This is a genomic window from Thermomonas fusca DSM 15424 (genome assembly GCF_000423885.1).
Lineage (GTDB): Bacteria > Pseudomonadota > Gammaproteobacteria > Xanthomonadales > Xanthomonadaceae > Thermomonas > Thermomonas fusca.
The window spans coordinates 1-15,534 of sequence record NZ_KE384102.1 but is presented as its reverse complement, the minus strand read 5'-3'; the positions used below and the strand labels follow the sequence as shown (position 1 = coordinate 15,534).

At 69.7% G+C, this 15,534-nt stretch carries 12 protein-coding genes and 1 pseudogene; 8 read left to right on the top strand and 5 right to left on the bottom strand.

Translation table 11 applies throughout. The annotated features are described in order from the left end of the window. Genes G582_RS0114300 through mutM form a run of 3 tightly spaced genes read right to left on the bottom strand, consistent with a single transcriptional unit; the run spans position 1 to position 4,321 of the window. A complete protein-coding gene (locus G582_RS0114300) occupies positions 1 to 2,829 on the bottom strand; it encodes a serine/threonine-protein kinase (RefSeq protein WP_028840400.1) in 2,829 nt (942 codons plus the stop codon). A gap of 30 nt (positions 2,830 to 2,859) precedes the next feature. Next, positions 2,860 to 3,441, bottom strand: coding sequence for an ECF-type sigma factor (locus tag G582_RS0114295; protein ID WP_038054472.1), 582 nt, complete (start codon positions 3,439 to 3,441; stop codon positions 2,860 to 2,862). A 52-nt stretch (positions 3,442 to 3,493) separates the two neighbouring features. Then, positions 3,494 to 4,321: a bifunctional DNA-formamidopyrimidine glycosylase/DNA-(apurinic or apyrimidinic site) lyase gene (gene mutM / locus G582_RS0114290; RefSeq protein ID WP_028840398.1), complete on the bottom strand. Its 828-nt coding sequence runs from the start codon at positions 4,319 to 4,321 to the stop codon at positions 3,494 to 3,496. Between the two features lie 92 nt (positions 4,322 to 4,413). Here mutM and G582_RS0114285 point away from each other — a divergent pair, with 92 nt between their 5' ends. The 3 genes from G582_RS0114285 to G582_RS0114275 all read left to right on the top strand — a co-directional run bounded on the left by G582_RS0114285 (position 4,414) and on the right by G582_RS0114275 (position 6,431). After that, on the top strand, positions 4,414 to 5,616 hold the full coding sequence (locus tag G582_RS0114285) for a DesA family fatty acid desaturase (protein ID WP_028840397.1): 1,203 nt from the start codon (positions 4,414 to 4,416) through the stop codon (positions 5,614 to 5,616). Between the two features lie 82 nt (positions 5,617 to 5,698). Continuing rightward, a complete protein-coding gene (locus tag G582_RS0114280; RefSeq protein WP_051247364.1) occupies positions 5,699 to 5,989 on the top strand; it encodes an EF-hand domain-containing protein in 291 nt (96 codons plus the stop codon). A 229-nt stretch (positions 5,990 to 6,218) separates the two neighbouring features. Beyond that, entirely contained in the window at positions 6,219 to 6,431 is a 213-nt protein-coding gene (locus G582_RS0114275) for a cold-shock protein (RefSeq protein ID WP_028840395.1), read from the top strand. 142 nt (positions 6,432 to 6,573) lie between these two features. On the opposite strand, the gene G582_RS0114270 is transcribed toward G582_RS0114275, so the two are convergent. Beyond that, complete coding sequence (locus tag G582_RS0114270) at positions 6,574 to 8,691, bottom strand: M13 family metallopeptidase (protein WP_028840394.1); 2,118 nt, start codon at positions 8,689 to 8,691, stop codon at positions 6,574 to 6,576. Between the two features lie 154 nt (positions 8,692 to 8,845). Here G582_RS0114270 and G582_RS0114265 point away from each other — a divergent pair, with 154 nt between their 5' ends. Together G582_RS0114265 and G582_RS16910 are read left to right on the top strand one after the other, a co-directional pair. Beyond that, positions 8,846 to 10,663, top strand: a complete 1,818-nt coding sequence (locus tag G582_RS0114265; RefSeq protein ID WP_051247326.1) for a putative nucleotidyltransferase substrate binding domain-containing protein — start codon at positions 8,846 to 8,848, stop codon at positions 10,661 to 10,663. A gap of 1 nt (position 10,664) precedes the next feature. Further along, the gene (locus tag G582_RS16910; RefSeq protein WP_051247324.1) at positions 10,665 to 11,279 is read left to right on the top strand and encodes an exonuclease domain-containing protein; all 615 of its coding nucleotides are present in this window, start codon (positions 10,665 to 10,667) and stop codon (positions 11,277 to 11,279) included. Between the two features lie 145 nt (positions 11,280 to 11,424). On the opposite strand, the gene G582_RS16905 is transcribed toward G582_RS16910, so the two are convergent. Next, on the bottom strand, positions 11,425 to 11,796 hold the full coding sequence (locus tag G582_RS16905) for a hypothetical protein (RefSeq protein ID WP_038054468.1): 372 nt from the start codon (positions 11,794 to 11,796) through the stop codon (positions 11,425 to 11,427). A gap of 219 nt (positions 11,797 to 12,015) precedes the next feature. Between G582_RS16905 and G582_RS0114250 the strand changes: the two genes are divergently transcribed. The 3 genes and pseudogenes from G582_RS0114250 to G582_RS18365 form a co-directional block, all read left to right on the top strand. Next, a complete protein-coding gene (locus tag G582_RS0114250) occupies positions 12,016 to 12,825 on the top strand; it encodes an alpha/beta fold hydrolase (protein WP_028840392.1) in 810 nt (269 codons plus the stop codon). Continuing rightward, the gene (locus G582_RS0114245; protein WP_028840391.1) at positions 12,822 to 15,272 is read left to right on the top strand and encodes a sensor domain-containing diguanylate cyclase; all 2,451 of its coding nucleotides are present in this window, start codon (positions 12,822 to 12,824) and stop codon (positions 15,270 to 15,272) included. The genes G582_RS0114250 and G582_RS0114245 overlap by 4 nt, the downstream gene beginning before the upstream one ends. 59 nt (positions 15,273 to 15,331) lie before the next feature. After that, positions 15,332 to 15,534 (top strand): annotated as a pseudogene (locus tag G582_RS18365) (IS1595-like element ISPels1 family transposase); the annotation flags it as partial.

Here is a 15,534-nt window from a genome sequence, read left to right as displayed (position 1 = left end):
TCAGCGCCTGGCGATGGTCGCGCCGGCCGGTCGGCCGCTGCCGCAGCCAGCGCGCAGCCGCTGCACTTCGCGCGGGATCGCACCGCCTTCCGGGAGCAGCGGGCGCATGTCGGCCAGCACCGCGTCCAGCGCCATCCGCGCCACCCGCGGCCGCGCACGGCACTGCAGGTCCGCGGCGTAGGCGCGTGCCAGCCAGGCCGCCTTGCGCTGCTCGAGGTCGCTGCTGCGGGTATCGCCCAGCGCGATCAGCCGCGCCAGCGCCAGTCCATCTCCCTGCTGCGCCTGCAGCCGCGCCAGCGAGATCTCGGCGCGGCGGGTATGCGAGTGGCGCGGGCCGAAGCCTGCGCGGGTCAGCCGCACCGCCTTTTCCAGCGCGGCCCGCGCGGCCACCCGCTGGTCCAGCACGGCCAGGATTTCGCCATGCAGGCGTTCGTCATCGCCCACCAGTGCGTGGCTGGCGCCGTACTGCCGGGCACGCAACGCCGCCGCTTCGCGTGCCAGCGGCAACGCTTCGTGGTCGCGCCCGGCGTCGTGCAGGATCATCGCCAGGTTGAACACGCCGGCGGCGATCAGCCCGGCATTGCCGGACTTGCGCCAGGCCTCCACTGCCCGCTGCTGGTAGGCCACCGCGCGCTCAATGTCGCCGCGCTCCCAGGCCACCACCGCCATGCTGTTGTAGGCGCGTGCCATGTCCGGATGGTGCGGGTCCAGGCGCGCGCCCATCCATGCGGTGGTCTCGGTGAAAATCGCTTCGGCATCCCGGAAGCGGCCCATGTCCACGTACAGCGCGGCCAGCTGGCGGTTGGCATCGACGGTGGCACGGTGGTTGTTGCCGTGCAGTTCCTGGGCCAGCTGCAGGGAGGCGTGGCAGTCGCGGCTGGCGGCTTCCAGGGTGTCGGTGGCGCGTTCCAGCGAGCACAACGCGCGCAGCATGTTGATGGCCTGCGGGTGGTGCCCGCCCAATGTCCGGCGCAGCTGCGCCAGGGCGTCCACGAGCGTGCGGATGGCCTCGGCCGGCTGGCCCATCGCCGACTCCAGGTTGGCCATGTCGAGGCGGGTTTCGGCCATCCCGGCCTCGTCCTTCTCGCGCCGGCGCAGCTCCAGCGCGCGCGCGTGCAGGCGGCGGGCGGCGTCGAAGTCGCCCAGCTCGCGCCGGCAGCGGCCGAGCTGGGCATAGAACGCGGCGGACTGCAGCGGCAGTCGCGGTTCTTCCTGCTGGGCCATGGTTTCCAGTGGCTGCATCCGCGCGGTGCAGGTGCGCGGCTCGCCCAGCTGCTGGAACACATTGCCGTTCAGGGTGGCGGACTCCAGCCGCAGGCTGGCCGGTGCATCCGGCAGCAACGGCAGCAGCCGTGACTGGCGCGCCAGCAGTTCGCGCGCCTCGCGGTAGTCGCCCAGACCCAGGCGCAGCTGGGCCACCGCGCCGTACAGCTCGGCGCGCGCCTCCGGCTGCCGGGCCAGGCTGCGTTCGCCGCGCAGGATGCCCATGTCCAGCAGGCTGCGCAGGTCGATCGGGGTGTTGGAGGAACTGCCGGCGTCCTGGAACAGTTCGGTGACGAAGCGCTGCATCGCCTGCGCGCGCGCGGCCTCGCGCAGCGCGCGCTGGGCCTGCCAGCCGACCACGCCCAGCGCCGCGCTCAGCACCGCCAGGATCGCCGCCGCGGTGCCGATCGCCCAGCGGTGGCGCTGCAGGTATTTGCGCGTGCGGTAGCCGAAGCTTTCGCCGCGCGCCAGCACCGGCCGCCCGCGCAGATAGCACAGCAGATCGTGCGACAGCGCCTCGGCGGAGACGTAGCGGCGGGTCGGGCATTTGGCCAAGGCCTTCAGCACGATGTTGTCGAGGTCGCCGGCCAGTTCGCGCGCCAGCCGCGCCGGCGAATACGGGCGGCTGGCCTCGGGCTCGGCACGCAGCGCCGCCTGCGAGGGCCGCTGCGGGACGCCGTCGAGGATGGCTTCCTCCCATTCCGCGTCGGTCTGCCGCTTCAGCCGATACGGCTTGCTGCCGGTCAGCAGCTCGTACAGCACCACGCCCAGCGAATACACGTCGGTCATGGTGGTGACCGGCTCGCCGCGGATCTGCTCCGGCGCGGCGTAGTGCAGGGTGAACGCGCGCACGCCGGTGCGGGTCTGCTCCACCGGCAGCGGCTGCACGTCGAGCAGCTTGGCGATGCCGAAATCGAGCAGGCGCACCTGCCCGGCCGGCGTCACCAGGATGTTCGACGGCTTCAGGTCGCGGTGGACGATCAGGTTGGCATGCGCGTGGCTGACCGCTTCGCAGACCTGGCGGAACAGGTCCAGCCGCGCCGGGATGTCGAGCTGGCGCGACTGGCAGTAGCTGGTGATCGGCTCGCCCTCGACGTACTCCAGCGCCAGATAGGGCTGGCCGTTGTGGTCGATGCCGGCGTCGAGCAGGCGGGCGATGTGCGGATGGGCGAAGCGCGCCAGGATGTCGCGTTCGCGGTCGAAGCGTTGGCGCAGCTGCGGGTTGGCCAGCCCCGGCCGCAGCAGCTTGAGCGCGACCTTGCGCTCGTACATGCCGTCGGCGCGATCGGCCAGCCAGACCTGGCCCATGCCGCCTTCGCCCAGCAGCCGCTCCAGCCGGTACGGGCCCAGCCGCACGCCGGCCATGGCGCCGGCGGGCAGGCTCATCGCGGGGCTGTCGAGGAAGCTGGCATCGCCGGCATCGAGGGTCAGCAGGCGCGCCAGTTCGGCGGCCAGTGCCGGGTCTTCGTCGTGCAGCGTGCGCAGGTGCTCCTCGCGCTGGTCGGCGGGCAGCTCCAGCAGTGCGTCCAGCAGCGGGGACAGGCGTTGCCAGCGCTCGATGTCCATGCGGCTCCCCCGCGTCCGCCGACCTTGCGGTCAGCTGCGCGATGGTTCCTGCAGCGAGGCCAGCAGGAACATTCGCGCCTTCTGCCAGTCTCGGCGCACGCTGCGCTCGGAGCGCTGCAGCAGGGCGGCGATTTCCAGCTCCGACAGGCCGGCGAAATAGCGCAGTTCCACCACCTGGGTCAGCCGTGGATCGACCGACGACAGCCGGTTCAGCGCGGTGTCCAGGCCCAGCATGTCTTCGTCCAGACTGAGCCCGCCCTCCAGGTTTTCCGGCAGCTCGGTGACCCGATGCAGGTCGCCGCCGCGCTTCTGCGCCAGCCGCTGTCGCGCGTAGTCGACGATCACCGAGCGCATCGCCGAGGCTGCATAGGCGAAGAAGTGCGCGCGGTCATCGAACTGCGCGTTGCCGCTGCCGCGGCCGACCAGCTTCAGATAGGCCTCATGCACCAGCGCGGTGGCGTCCAGGGTATGGCCGTACTGCTGTCCGGCCAGCTGTCGGCGCGCCATGCCGTGCAGCTCCTGGTACAGGGTGGAGAGCACGCGGTCCAGCGCCGAACGGTCGCCGTCGCGGGCGGCGTCCAGCAGCACGGTGATGTCGCCGGCAGAGGTCATTCGGATCGGCAGGGGCGTCGGGGGACGCCGGGACTATAGCGAATGCGCCCGGTCATCGCTGGCAGAACCCGCACCACACCGTCGCGCGCTGGCCGATGCTGGCCTGCTTCAGCGCGCGCCCGCAGCGCGGGCAGGGCTGGCCGCCGCGGCCGTAGGCCAGCAGTTCCTGCTCGAAATAGCCCGGCGCGCCGTCCGGGCTGATGAAGTCGCGCAGGGTAGTGCCGCCGCGGGCGATGGCATGGCCCAGAATCGCCTTCACCGCTTCCGCCAGCGCCGCGTAGCGATCGCGCGAGACCTTGCCGGCGGCGCGCAGCGGCGAGATGCCGGCAGTGAACAGCGCTTCGGCGGCGTAGATGTTGCCCACGCCCACCACCACCGACTGGTCCATCAGGAAGGTCTTCACCGGCGCCTTGCGGCCGCGGCTGAGATCGAACAGATAGTCCCCGTTGAAAGCCGCGCCATCGAACGCATCGGACAGTGGCTCCGGGCCCAATCCCGCAAGCAGCGGATGGACCTCGCCCGGCGCCTGCCAGAGCAGGCAGCCGAACCGGCGCGGGTCGTTGAAGCGCAGCACGCGCCCGGACTCGAGCGCGATGTCGACATGGTCGTGCGCACGCACCGGCGTGTCCTCCGGCAACACCCGCAGGCTGCCGGACATGCCCAGGTGCAGCAGCGCGCTGCCGGCGTCGGTGTCCAGCAGCAGGTACTTGGCGCGCCGGCGGATGGCATCGATGCGCCGCTCCGGCAGCAGTTCCTCCACTTCGCGCGGGATCGGCCAGCGCAGGTCGGGCCGGCGCAGCCGCACGTGCGCGACGCGCTGGCCCACGACGTGCGGCAGCAGGCCGCGGCGGGTGGTCTCGACTTCGGGCAATTCGGGCATGCGCCCATGATGCCGCGGCGGGGCGGCAGTCAGCCATGCCGTGGCATCATTCGCGGGCGCTGTCGCGCGCCTATTCCTGAACGAGTCACCTGATGTCCGCGTCCCTGCTCGATTTCCTCGCTGGCGGCCTGCTCCAGTTCGGCTGGTGGCAGATGCTGCTGTATCTGCTGATCGTGACCCAGATCACGATCTTCACCGTCACCCTCTACCTGCACCGCAGCCAGGCGCATCGCGGCGTGGATTTCCATCCGCTGATCGCGCACTTCTTCCGCTTCTGGTCATGGCTGACCACCTCGATGATCACGAAAGAGTGGGCGGCGATCCATCGCAAGCACCACGCCAAGTGCGAGACCGCGGAAGACCCGCACAGCCCCATGCACAAGGGCATCGGCAACGTGCTGTGGAAGGGCGCGGACATGTACCGCGAAGCGCGGCTGGCGCGTGCCGACATCGAGCAGTACGGCAAGGGCTGCCCGGACGACTGGATCGAGCGCAATCTCTATACCCGCTTTTCCAATGCCGGCGTGGTGCTGCTGCTGGCGCTGAGCGTGGTGCTGTTCGGCGCCAAGGGCGTGGCCGTGTGGGCCATCCAGATGGCATGGATCCCGTTCTGGGCCGCCGGCGTCATCAACGGACTGGGCCACTGGTGGGGCTACCGCAACTTCGAGACCACCGACACCGCCACCAACCTCACCCCGTGGGCGGTGTGGATCGGTGGCGAGGAACTGCACAACAACCACCACGCGTTCCCGTCCTCGGCCAAATTCGCGCTGCGCCGGTTCGAGTTCGACATCGGCTGGGCGGCGATCAAGCTGCTGGAAAAGCTGCGCCTGGCCAAGGTGCTGCGGGTTGCGCCGTCGCTGAACCTGCGTCCGAACATCGCCATGCCGGATGCGGAGACGCTGCGGGCGCTGCTGGCGCACCGCTTCCAGGCGATGACCGACTACCAGCGCAACGTGCTGAAGCCGGCGCTGAAGGAAGAGGCCGCTGCCGCTGGCGCCAGGCTGCGCGCGCTGCTGCCGCGCCAGCTGCGCAAGGGCATGGTGGACGACGGCCGTTGGCTGAATCCCGAGGCGCGCGCGCAGCTGCAGGCGTGGATCGATGCGCGCCCGCGCATCCAGGCGCTGATCGAACACCGCAAGCGCCTGGCCGACGTGCTGGAAAGCCGCGGCCACGATGCCGCCGAGCGCCTGCGCCAGCTGCAGGCCTGGTGTGCCGAGGCCGAGGCCAGCGGCGTGCGTGCGCTGCAGGACTACGCGGCGCGCCTGCGCGGCTATGCGCTGGCGCAGGCCTGACGCCACGCGCCGCCCGCGCTCCGTCGCGGGCGCCGGGCACCGCGTGAGGCGCGCTGGCCTTGTCCTGCTGCTGCTCGCGCCGATGGCGCTGCCGGCGCAGGTCCAGCGCGCGCACGACTACCTGGCGCGCATGGACCGCAACGGAGACGGCCGCGTCGGCCTGGATGAATATCAGGACTGGATGAGCTACGCCTTCGAGCGGATGGACCGCGATCGCGACGGCGTTCTGTCCGCCGCCGAGCAGCCTGGTGGCCGCGGCGAGGCGCTCACCCGCGAGGCCCATCGCGCATTGCTGGCCGCCCGCTTCCATTGGCAGGACGCCAACCGCGATGGAGTCCTCGATGTTCGAGAACTGGCCGCGCCACCGCGCTGAGCGGGTGCCGCGGACACCGGCGCCCGGGGCTCGCTGAACGGATTTTGCGCGAATGGATTGCTTTCCCCGACGAATTGGCCTACCGTGGCCTCGCTGAATGACAAGGGTCACCTTGAATCGTGGCCTGAATGTTGCAGTTACCTGCATCGTTACACCCGTTTCTCAATCTCCTTGCAGCCAGCGTTAACGCCGCATCCGCGGCATTTCATCCGTTACAAGGAGTATTGCTATGTCCCAGACCGAAACCGGCACCGTGAAGTGGTTCAACGACGCCAAGGGCTTTGGCTTCATCACCCAGGACGGCGGTGGCGACGATCTGTTCGTCCATTTCCGTTCGATTGAATCCTCTGGCTTCAAGTCCCTGCAGGAAGGCCAGAAGGTCTCCTACGTGGCCGTGAAGGGCCAGAAGGGCATGCAGGCCGAGCAGGTCCGCCCGCTCTGAGCCACGCCCACGCGTGATTCGAAAAACCCGGCCTAGCGCCGGGTTTTTTTATGCGCGCGATCCGCCGGGCGGCCCAACAACAACGCCGGCATTGCCGGCGTTTTTGCTGCGAGGCGCCGTGGAGCTGCGCCGGTTCCTGCAGTTACCAGATCTTCACCCGTTCATCCGGCTTCAGATAGAGCTTCTGGCCTTCGGTCACCTTGAAGGTGTCGTACCACGCATCGATGTTGCGCACGGTCAGCGCGCGCCACTGGCCGGGGGCGTGCTCGTTGCCCACCACCTGCGAGCGCAGCGCGGCATCGCGCGCCTTGCTGCGCCAGGCCTGGGCGAAGGCGAGGAAGAAGCGCTCGTCGCCGCTCAGGCCGTCGATGACCGGCGCCGGCTTGCCGTCCAGCGACTTGTGGTAGGCAACAAAGGCCGCCTGCAGGCCGGACACGTCGGCGATGTTCTCGCCCAGCGTCTGCCGGCCATTGATGTGCAGCCCCGGCAGCGCCTCGTAGGCGTCGTACTGCTTGACCAGCCGTTCGGCCGCGGCCTTGAAGTGGGCGGCGTCCTCCGGCGTCCACCAGTTGTGCAGGCGGCCTTGGGCGTCGAACTCGGCGCCCAGGTTGTCGAAGCCGTGGCTGATCTCGTGGCCGATCACCGCGCCGATGGCGCCGTAGTTGGCGGCATCGTCGGCACCGGCGTCGAAGAACGGCGCCTCCAGGATCGCGGCCGGGAAGTTCATCGCGTTCTGCAGCGGCAGGTTCACCGCGTTGACGGTCTGCGGGGTCATCCACCACTCGCCGCGGTCCGGCGCCTTGCCCAGCTTGGCCAGCTGGTGGCGGTATTCGGCCAGTTCGGCGCGCTGCGCATTGCCCAGCGCATCGTCGGCTTTCACTTCCAGCGCCGAGTAGTCGCGCCAGCGGTCGGGATACCCCACGCCCACCTTCATCGTCTCGGCCTTCTGCTTGGCCAGGCGCTTGGTCTCCGGGCTCATCCACGCCAGCTGGTCCACGCCGTCGCGAAATGCGGCCAGGATGTTCGACACCATCGCCTCCACCCGCGCCTTCGAGCTGGCCGGGAAATACTGCTTCACGTACAGCTGGCCGATGGCGTCGCCCAGCGCGCCGTCGGTGGCGGCCAGCGCGCGCTTCCAGCGGTCGCGCTGCGCGGTGGTGCCGGACAGCTGGGTGCCGTAGAAGCCGAAACGCAGGTCGGCATAGGCCTTGGGCAACAGGGCGGCGCTGCGGTTGAGCGCGTGGAAGCGCAGGTAGTCCTTCCAGGTCTGCAGCGGCGCACTGGCCACCAGCGCCGACAGCTTCTTGATGGCATCCGGCTGCCACGCGATCAGCGTCTGCTGGCCGGACAGCTGGGCGGCATCGAAGAACGCCGGCCAGTCGATGCCCGGTGCGCGCTTGCCGAACTCGGCCAGCGGCCACGGGTTGTTGGCCTTGTGGATGTCCTGGGTGTCGACCACGCTGGCCTGCGCGTTGGCGATCTGCATCTCGAGGTCGAACACCGCCTTCGCCTGCTTGTCGGCGTCGGCGCTGCCGGCCTGCTTGAGCAGCGCGGCGATGTAGGCCTGGTAGGCGGCGCGGTTGGCAGCCATGTCCTTGTCGGCGGACAGGTAATACTCGCGGTCCGGCATGCCCAGGCCGCCCTGCAGCAGGTAGCCGGTGTTCTTGTCCGGCGCGTCCAGCCCGGCCGCCACGAACAGGCCGAACAGGTGCTCGGTGTAGTAGTTGGTGGCGTTGACCGGGTCGACGTCGGCGCGCAGGCCGGCGCCCAGGTAGGCCGACAGCGCCTTGCCATCGGCAATTGCCTCCACCTTGTCCAGCGTCGGCTGCAGCGGCGCCAGGCCGCGCGTTTCGATGCCGGCCTCGTCCATCCAGGCGGCGTAGTAGTCGGCGATCCGCCGCGCGTCGGTGCCCGCGGCCGGGTTCTGCTTGCGCAACGACTGCACCAGGTCGGCCAGGCGCTTCTCCGCCTTTTCGAACACGGTGTAGAACACGCCGGTGCTGGCCCGGTCGGCGGGGATCTCGGTGGTCTTCTGCCAGTTGCCGTTGGCGTAGGCGTAGAAGTCGTCGCCCGGCTGCACCGACTTGTCGATGCCGGCCAGGTCGATGCCGACGCCGGCGGCGGCCGGCGCGCTGGCGGGGGGCGCCGCGGCCTTCGGGGCGCCATCGTCGGCCGGCTTGCAGGCGGAAAGGGTGGCGCCGGCGAAGGCGCACAGAAGGGCCAGCGCCAGCGGCGCGCGACGGAGGGAACGGGTGTGCATGGGCGGAACCTCGGTGGAAATGCCCGGCTATCCTGCGCCAATCGGCCCGGCGGGCATGTGCAGGAAGTCAGCCGGCTGCGCCGAAGGTCGCGTTGTAGCGTGCGCGCGGCGCTGCCATGATCCGAAGGATGCCGCCGCGCGAGGAGGCGCCAGCATGGAGAGCCTGCCCGGGCTGGACCTGAGCCAGCCGCCGTTCGACCTGCTGGACGAGGCCGGCCGCCAGCGTCTGGCCGCCAGGGTGGACATGGGCTTCCACCCGCGTGGCGAGACCATCATCAGCGGCGGCACGCCGTCCGAACGGGTGGTGGTGATCCTCAAGGGGCGGGTGCAGGCCTTCGACCTGGACGCCGCCGGCCACGAGCAGCGTTTCGCCGGCTATGGCAGCGGCGACCTGTTCGGCGCGTGGGCGGTGATGGCCGGACGCGCGCGCCACAGCTATCGCGCCGACACCGACGTGGTCAGCTACCTGATCCCGGCGCCGGTGTTCCGCCAGCTGCTGGCCGACTATCCCGCGTTCGCCGCGTGGTTCCAGGAAGGGCTGGCAGTGAAGGGCCAGCTGGCGCGGCGCGGCCGCGATTCCGAACTGGCCGAGCTGATGGTCACCCCGGTCGGCGCCGCGGAACTGGCGCCGGCGGTGCGGGTGCCGGCAACGATGAGTATCGCGGATGCCAGCGCGCGGCTGCGCGAGGAGCGGGTGGACTGCCTGCTGGTGGACGATCCCGCGCATCCCGAGCCCGGCGTGGTCACCCGCACCGACCTGCTGGACGCGCTGACCCGCGCGCGCGCGCCGCTGGACGCGCCGGTCGGCTCGCTGGCCAGCCGGCCGCTGGTGGCCCAGCAGACCACCGACGTGCTGTTCCAGGCGCTGACCACGATGGCCGAAAGCCGCATCGAACGCGTCGCCGTGCGTGACGGCGAGGCCATCGTCGGCACCCTCGGCATGGCCGAGGTGCTGGCGCACTACGCCAGTCATTCCCATCTCATCACCCTGCGGCTGGCGCGCGCGCGCAGCGTTGCGGAAGTGGCCGAAGCCGCGCGCGGCATCCACCGGCTGGTGCGCACCCTGCACGCGCAGGGCGTGCGCATGCCGGCGCTGATGGAGCTGGTCAGCGCGCTCAACAGCCGGATCATGGCGCGCCTGTACGAACTGCTGCTGCCGCCGGCGCTGCAGCGCCAGGCCTGCCTGCTGGTGCTGGGCAGCGAGGGCCGCCGCGAGCAGCTTCTACGCACCGACCAGGACAACGCGCTGGTGCTGGCCGACGGCTGCGACAGCGCGGCGCTGGAATCGGCGATGGCTGGCTTCAGCCTTGTGCTGGGCGAGATCGGCTATCCGCCCTGTCCCGGCGGGGTGATGGTGTCCAACCCGCGCTGGCGCATGAGCGCGGCGCAATGGCGCGCGCGCCTGCAGGGCTGGCGGTCTAACTACGACGCGCAGGCGACGATGGCGCTGTCGATCACCCTCGATGCGCGACCGGTGGCCGGGGATGCCGCGCTGTTCGCGCCGCTGGACGCGCAGCTGCAGGCACTGGGCGGCGACGAGCGCCTGCTGCACGCGATGGCGCGCGCGGTGCTGCAGTTCGACAACCCGCTATCGTTCTTCGGCCAGCTGCGGCAGGACGAGCGCGGGCTGGACATCAAGCGCGGCGGCATCTTTCCGATCGTGCACGGGCTGCGCTGCCTGGCGCTGCAGCACGGCATCGGCCAGCGCAACAGCTTCGCCCGCTGCGAGGCGCTGGTGCAGGCGGGCGCACTGGACGCGCCGCTGGGGCGTGACGTTGCCCAGACCCTGTCGGTGCTGCAGCGGATGCGGCTGGACGCGCAGCTGGCCGCGCTGGACGCCGGCGAAACGCCGGGCAACCACCTGCGCCCCGAAACGCTGCGCCGGCTCGACCGCGACCTGCTGCGCGACGCGCTGCGCGTGGTCAAGGCGTTCCAGCAGCACCTGCGCATCGCCTTCCACCTGGGCGACTGAGATGGTGCCGCTGACCCGCTGGTGGTTGCGCAGGCGCCATGCCGGCGGCGAATGGGCTGCGCTGTGGCAACCGCCGCCGGCCGACGAATGGGTCAGCCTGGACCTGGAAACCACCGGCCTGGACCCCACCAGCGATCACATCCTCAGCCTGGCCGCGGTGCCCGTGCAGCGCGGCCGCGTCTGTCTGTCGGAGCGTTTCGAACGCCGCGTCCACACCGCGCGCGCGTTCGGCATCGAATCCATCCGCCACCACCGCATCACCCCCGATGAAGCCAGCGAAGGCGAGCAGGTGACGGAGGTGGCGCGCGATTTCCTGCACTGGCTGGGCAGCCGCCGTCTGCTGGGCTACTACCTCGGCTTCGACCTCGACATGCTGCGCCCGCACGTGCGCACGCTGACCGGCTTCGACCTGCCGAACGCGGTGGTGGACCTGGGCGATGAGGTCGCGCGGCAGCAGCGCCGCCAGCGCCCGAACGCGCCGGTCAACCTCGACTTCGCCTACATCGCGCAAACGCTGGGCGTGCCGATGGTGGAGCGGCACAGCGCGCTGGGCGATGCGACCACGGTGGGGTTGTGCTGGTTGGCGCTGCAGGCGCGCGGGTGGCCGGCGGGATAGCAGCCGGTTGTGGGACAGCTGCTGGTCCATCGCAGCGTGTGGCCGCAACGCCATGAAGCCATCCATCTGGTGATGCGAAAAATCCAGGCAGCGCGCGCTGGCACGACGAGTACCCAGCGGCGCTGCCTGGTACCCCTTGCGGGGATTACTTGCCGTCGGTGTTGTTCTTGCCGTCCGCCGAAGCGTTGGCTTCTTCCGCGGCGTCCTGTGCCTGCTCGGCGGCGTCGGCCGCCTTCTCGGCAGCGTCGGCCATGTCTTCGCGACGGGTCATGTCACTGCCTGCGACATTGCCTGCAGCAGTGGCCGCTGCGTCGGCCGAAGCCGCCGCTGCATCCGCCGCGGCCTGCGCGGTCGCCGCTGCTGCAGTGTCGCCGGTGGTGGCGGCGTTGTTCGCCGCTTCCTGGGCTTCCGTAGCGGAGGCCTGGGCTTCGTTGGCCGAGTCGGCGGCCTGGTCGCGGTTGCACGCGGTCAGGCTGAGACCCAGCGCCACGGCCACAATTGCGAGTTTGATCGTCATAACAGTCTCCGGGTTGATGCCTATCGGCGAGTTGAGGATAGGCCTGCGATGTCAATGGCGCGCGAAGATGGCGGCAGCGGCAGGGATGGCGGGCTGCATGCGCGTGTATGGCCGATAGCCGACGTGGTCCCGCCGGGTGCGCGGGGGGTGGGTTTTTTCGTCGAATCCCCTTAGGCTCGCGAGAAATTTCCGACACCAAGCCAGTCCGACTCCATACGCATGGACAGAATCAGTGCCCATCGGGTGCGCATCGTCGGGAACGACGGTCCGACCGTGCTTTTCGCCCACGGACTGGGCGGTAACCAAAGCCACTGGGATCCCCTCGTGGCGGCGCTGTCGCCGCGGGCCCAGTGCATCACGTTTTCCATCGCCGGCTCGCCGGATGCCGACCCTGCCCTGTTTTCGCCGCTTCGGCACCAGTCGGTCGTGGGGTTTTCCGACGACATCGCGCTGCTGTGCGGGGCCCTGGGCGTCCGCGACATCGTCTATGTCGGCCACTCGGTGTCGGCGATGGCCGGGGCGCTTGCGGCCGCTGCCGATCCCGGCCTGTTCTCGAGGATGGTGTTGCTCAATGGCAGCCCCTGTTACGTCGACGAGCCCGAATCTGGCTACGTGGGTGGCTTTACCCGGGCGCAGATCGACGACGCGTTCGAGGCCATTGATGCCGACTTCGCGCTGTGGGCCGGCGGGTTCGGGCGGTTGCTGATGGGCAACGATTCGACGCCGCGCTTCGCCGACGACTTCATCACCTCGCTGCGCCGGTACTCCCCGGAGGTCGCGTCCACCGTCTTCCGCGCCGCGTTCGGCGCCGACATCCGCCCGTTCCTTGCCCGCGTCCGCCCACCCGTGCGCGTCCTGCAGAGCCGCGAAGATCCCGCCGTCCCGATGGCGACCGCGCAATGGTTCGCGGAAGCCCTGCCGGACGCGCACCTGCAGCCCTTGCGCGCCCACGGACATTTCCCGCACGTCGTCGATCCGCAGGAGGTGATCGCCGCGATCGCCCCGTTCGTACTCGGAAACGACACATGAGCGACCGGATCGAGCGCGCGCTCGAAGAGGTTCGCCTCCTTGCGGGCGCTGCCGCGGTGCTCCTGAGCGAAACGGCATCGAGCGGCGAATCGACCTTCATCTTGGCCGTCGCCCCTGTGGGCCTGGTGGGGCTGGGGACACCGCTCCCGCCCCACGATGCCTGCGCGCCGGTCCTTGAATCCGACCCCGCGCGCCTGGCCTTCCAGCTGCCTGTTGCGCTGCGGCTCGCGCTGCCGACACCGGCAACGCACGCATGGACCCAGGGCCTGACCGATTCCTTGCTGAAGGTCACGTTGGCATGGTCGCAGCCGCCGGCGGAAGACCTGACGCGTGCCTTGGCGGCGTTGATCGACGATCGCCTGCGGCTGGCGGCGATCGAGTTCACGTTGCGCCAGCGACTGGGCATGGAGAACGACCGTCTGCAGACGATATGGGGCCTGCTTGAGCAGGCCATCGTCAGCATCGACAGCCTGCGCCAGGAAGCCACGATCAACCCGGCCGCAGAGCGTCTGCTGGGCGTGCCGGCCCGCGCCTTGCCGGCGAAGGTCGTCTCGGAAGCGCTGCGAAGGTTCCAGGACGGTGCGCTGAACCAAGCGGAGGTGGCCGCTGTCGCCGGCAGGCTTGCGCGCGAGCCCGATGCAACGGTATCGGGCGTGGTCTGGCATTTCGCCCGGGCCCCCACCCACGTGCGGGTCACCACCGCGCCCCTGGACGGTGCCGGGACGCGGGGCCGGATCTGGGTATTCGATGACATCTCCGTGCAGATGATCGCCCTGGAGGCGGCCGAGGAAGCTCGCGCCAAGTACCGCATGCTGGCGGAGAACGCGGATGACGTCGTGTTCCGCCAGTCGCCCCGCGGAACACTCGAATGGGTTTCCGATTCGGTGATGACGGCACTGGGCTGGACGCACGACGAGATGGTCGGCCGCCCGCTCGAGGCCTTCGTCCATCCCGACGACCAGGGCCTTGTGCGCAGGGCGGATCGGAGCCTCGACGGCGGCACCGGGGCCAGGGAGCGGTTCCTGTATCGCGCGCGCTTCGTGCGCAAGGACGGCACCTGTCGCTGGCTGGAAGTGAGCATCCGCACCGTCCCTGATGCGTCCGGTCGCGTTTCGGCGTGGATCGGCAGTGCCCGCGACGTGCACGAGCAGATCGAGGCCCAGCAGGCCCTGGCGTTGTCGCAGCGCCGCCTCCGGGCCAGCGTCGACGGCATGCTCGATCCGCAGGCCCTGCTCGCACCGCGACGGGACGCAGCGGGCTCGATCGTCGATTTCGTCTATCTGGACGTGAACCGGGCCACCACCGAATACCTGTCCCGCAGCGCGGATACGCTGATCGGCAGCTCGCTGATAGAGACGATGCCGGGGATCAAGGACTGCGGCTTGCTTGCGATGTACGTCAGCACGATGGAGCGCGGCGAGCCCCTGGTCCTGGACGATTTCCTCTACGCGAACGAAGTGCTTGGCCTGGTGCGTCGGTACGACATCCGCGGCTCACGGATGGGTGACGAGCTGACGTTGACCTGGCGGGACACCACCGACCGGTTCGAGACCCGCCAGCGCATCGCAAAGTCGGAGCAGCACTTCCGCTTGCTGGCGGAAAATTCGGCCAACGTCGTCATCCTCATCCGTGAGGGGGGCATCGAATGGGTGTCCCCGTCGTTGAGCCGGATGCTGGGCTGGGAGCCTGCGCAGTGGATCGGCCGTCCCTATCTCGATTTCGTGCATCCGGACGATCGGCCGCTGGCCAAAGCCGCGGTGGCGGCCATCGAGGCGGCCGGCGCGCGCGTGCTCCGGTTGCGCGTCCTGGCGCAGTCGGGGCATTACCACTGGGCGGAAGTGCATGCCAATCTCCACATCGATACGGATGGCAGGCGAGATGGGCAGGTCGCCAGTTTCCGGACGATCGATGCGGAGGTGGCGGCCGAGGCGGCCGTTGCGCGGCTTGCGCGTTTCGATGCGCTCACTGGATTGGCCAATCGCAACGAGGCATTGCACCGCTTCGCCGAACGGCGATCAGGCGAGCGCCGCTCGGGAGGTGACAGTGCCGTCCTGTTCTGTGACGTCGACCGGTTCAAGGCGGTCAATGATGTCCATGGCCATGCCGCGGGCGACCTGACCCTGCAGGTGCTCGCCAACCGCATCCGTGCCTGCGTCCGCAGCAGCGACATCTGTGCACGCATGGGCGGGGACGAACTGCTGGTCATCCTCGACGGTATCCGCGAACTCCACGAGGCCAGTGAGATCGCGGAGAAGATCCGCGTCGATGCCGAGCGTCCGATCCCGCTGGGGGACGGTGGCCAGGTCATCGCGTCATTGAGCATCGGGGTTGCGCTGGCAAAGGCGGGCGAATCCTTCGACGAGGTCATGGCGCGCGCCGACGCGGCGATGTACGAGGCCAAGAAGAAGGCGCTGTTCGCGTTGATTGTTGATCGTCTCAATCTGTGAGCCTGCCTACCTGCATGGTTTCGTCACGGCTCGAAGGTTTCGGGCGGCGGGAGACCGGGATGCGCGCACGTGAACTCAAGCGTTGGCTGGCAGAAGCGGAACGGCTGACACCGGCCCAGCAGGAGCAGGTTCTGGCAAAGCTGCAGGGCCAGCGGTCTCAGGGGCTGGTGGCGCGTTTGCTGTCCGATCGCGTCCCGACGAAGTGCCCGCATTGCTCGGACACTCGTATCGTTCGTCATGGTCAAGTCGCTGGCGTTCAGCG

What these genes read in the sequence shown, in the direction of transcription:
- G582_RS0114270 (WP_028840394.1), bottom strand. Translation starts at nt 8,691, where the DNA reads ATGCACACCCGTTCCCTCCGTCGCGCGCCGCTGGCGCTGGCCCTTCTG.
- G582_RS0114250 (WP_028840392.1), top strand. Translation starts at nt 12,016, where the DNA reads ATGGACAGAATCAGTGCCCATCGGGTGCGCATCGTCGGGAACGACGGT.
- G582_RS0114295 (WP_038054472.1), bottom strand. Translation starts at nt 3,441, where the DNA reads ATGACCTCTGCCGGCGACATCACCGTGCTGCTGGACGCCGCCCGCGAC.
- G582_RS0114280 (WP_051247364.1), top strand. Translation starts at nt 5,699, where the DNA reads ATGGCGCTGCCGGCGCAGGTCCAGCGCGCGCACGACTACCTGGCGCGC.
- G582_RS0114300 (WP_028840400.1), bottom strand. Translation starts at nt 2,829, where the DNA reads ATGGACATCGAGCGCTGGCAACGCCTGTCCCCGCTGCTGGACGCACTG.
- G582_RS16905 (WP_038054468.1), bottom strand. Translation starts at nt 11,796, where the DNA reads ATGACGATCAAACTCGCAATTGTGGCCGTGGCGCTGGGTCTCAGCCTG.
- G582_RS0114275 (WP_028840395.1), top strand. Translation starts at nt 6,219, where the DNA reads ATGTCCCAGACCGAAACCGGCACCGTGAAGTGGTTCAACGACGCCAAG.
- mutM (WP_028840398.1), bottom strand. Translation starts at nt 4,321, where the DNA reads ATGCCCGAATTGCCCGAAGTCGAGACCACCCGCCGCGGCCTGCTGCCG.
- G582_RS16910 (WP_051247324.1), top strand. Translation starts at nt 10,665, where the DNA reads ATGGTGCCGCTGACCCGCTGGTGGTTGCGCAGGCGCCATGCCGGCGGC.
- G582_RS0114265 (WP_051247326.1), top strand. Translation starts at nt 8,846, where the DNA reads ATGGAGAGCCTGCCCGGGCTGGACCTGAGCCAGCCGCCGTTCGACCTG.
- G582_RS0114245 (WP_028840391.1), top strand. Translation starts at nt 12,822, where the DNA reads ATGAGCGACCGGATCGAGCGCGCGCTCGAAGAGGTTCGCCTCCTTGCG.
- G582_RS0114285 (WP_028840397.1), top strand. Translation starts at nt 4,414, where the DNA reads ATGTCCGCGTCCCTGCTCGATTTCCTCGCTGGCGGCCTGCTCCAGTTC.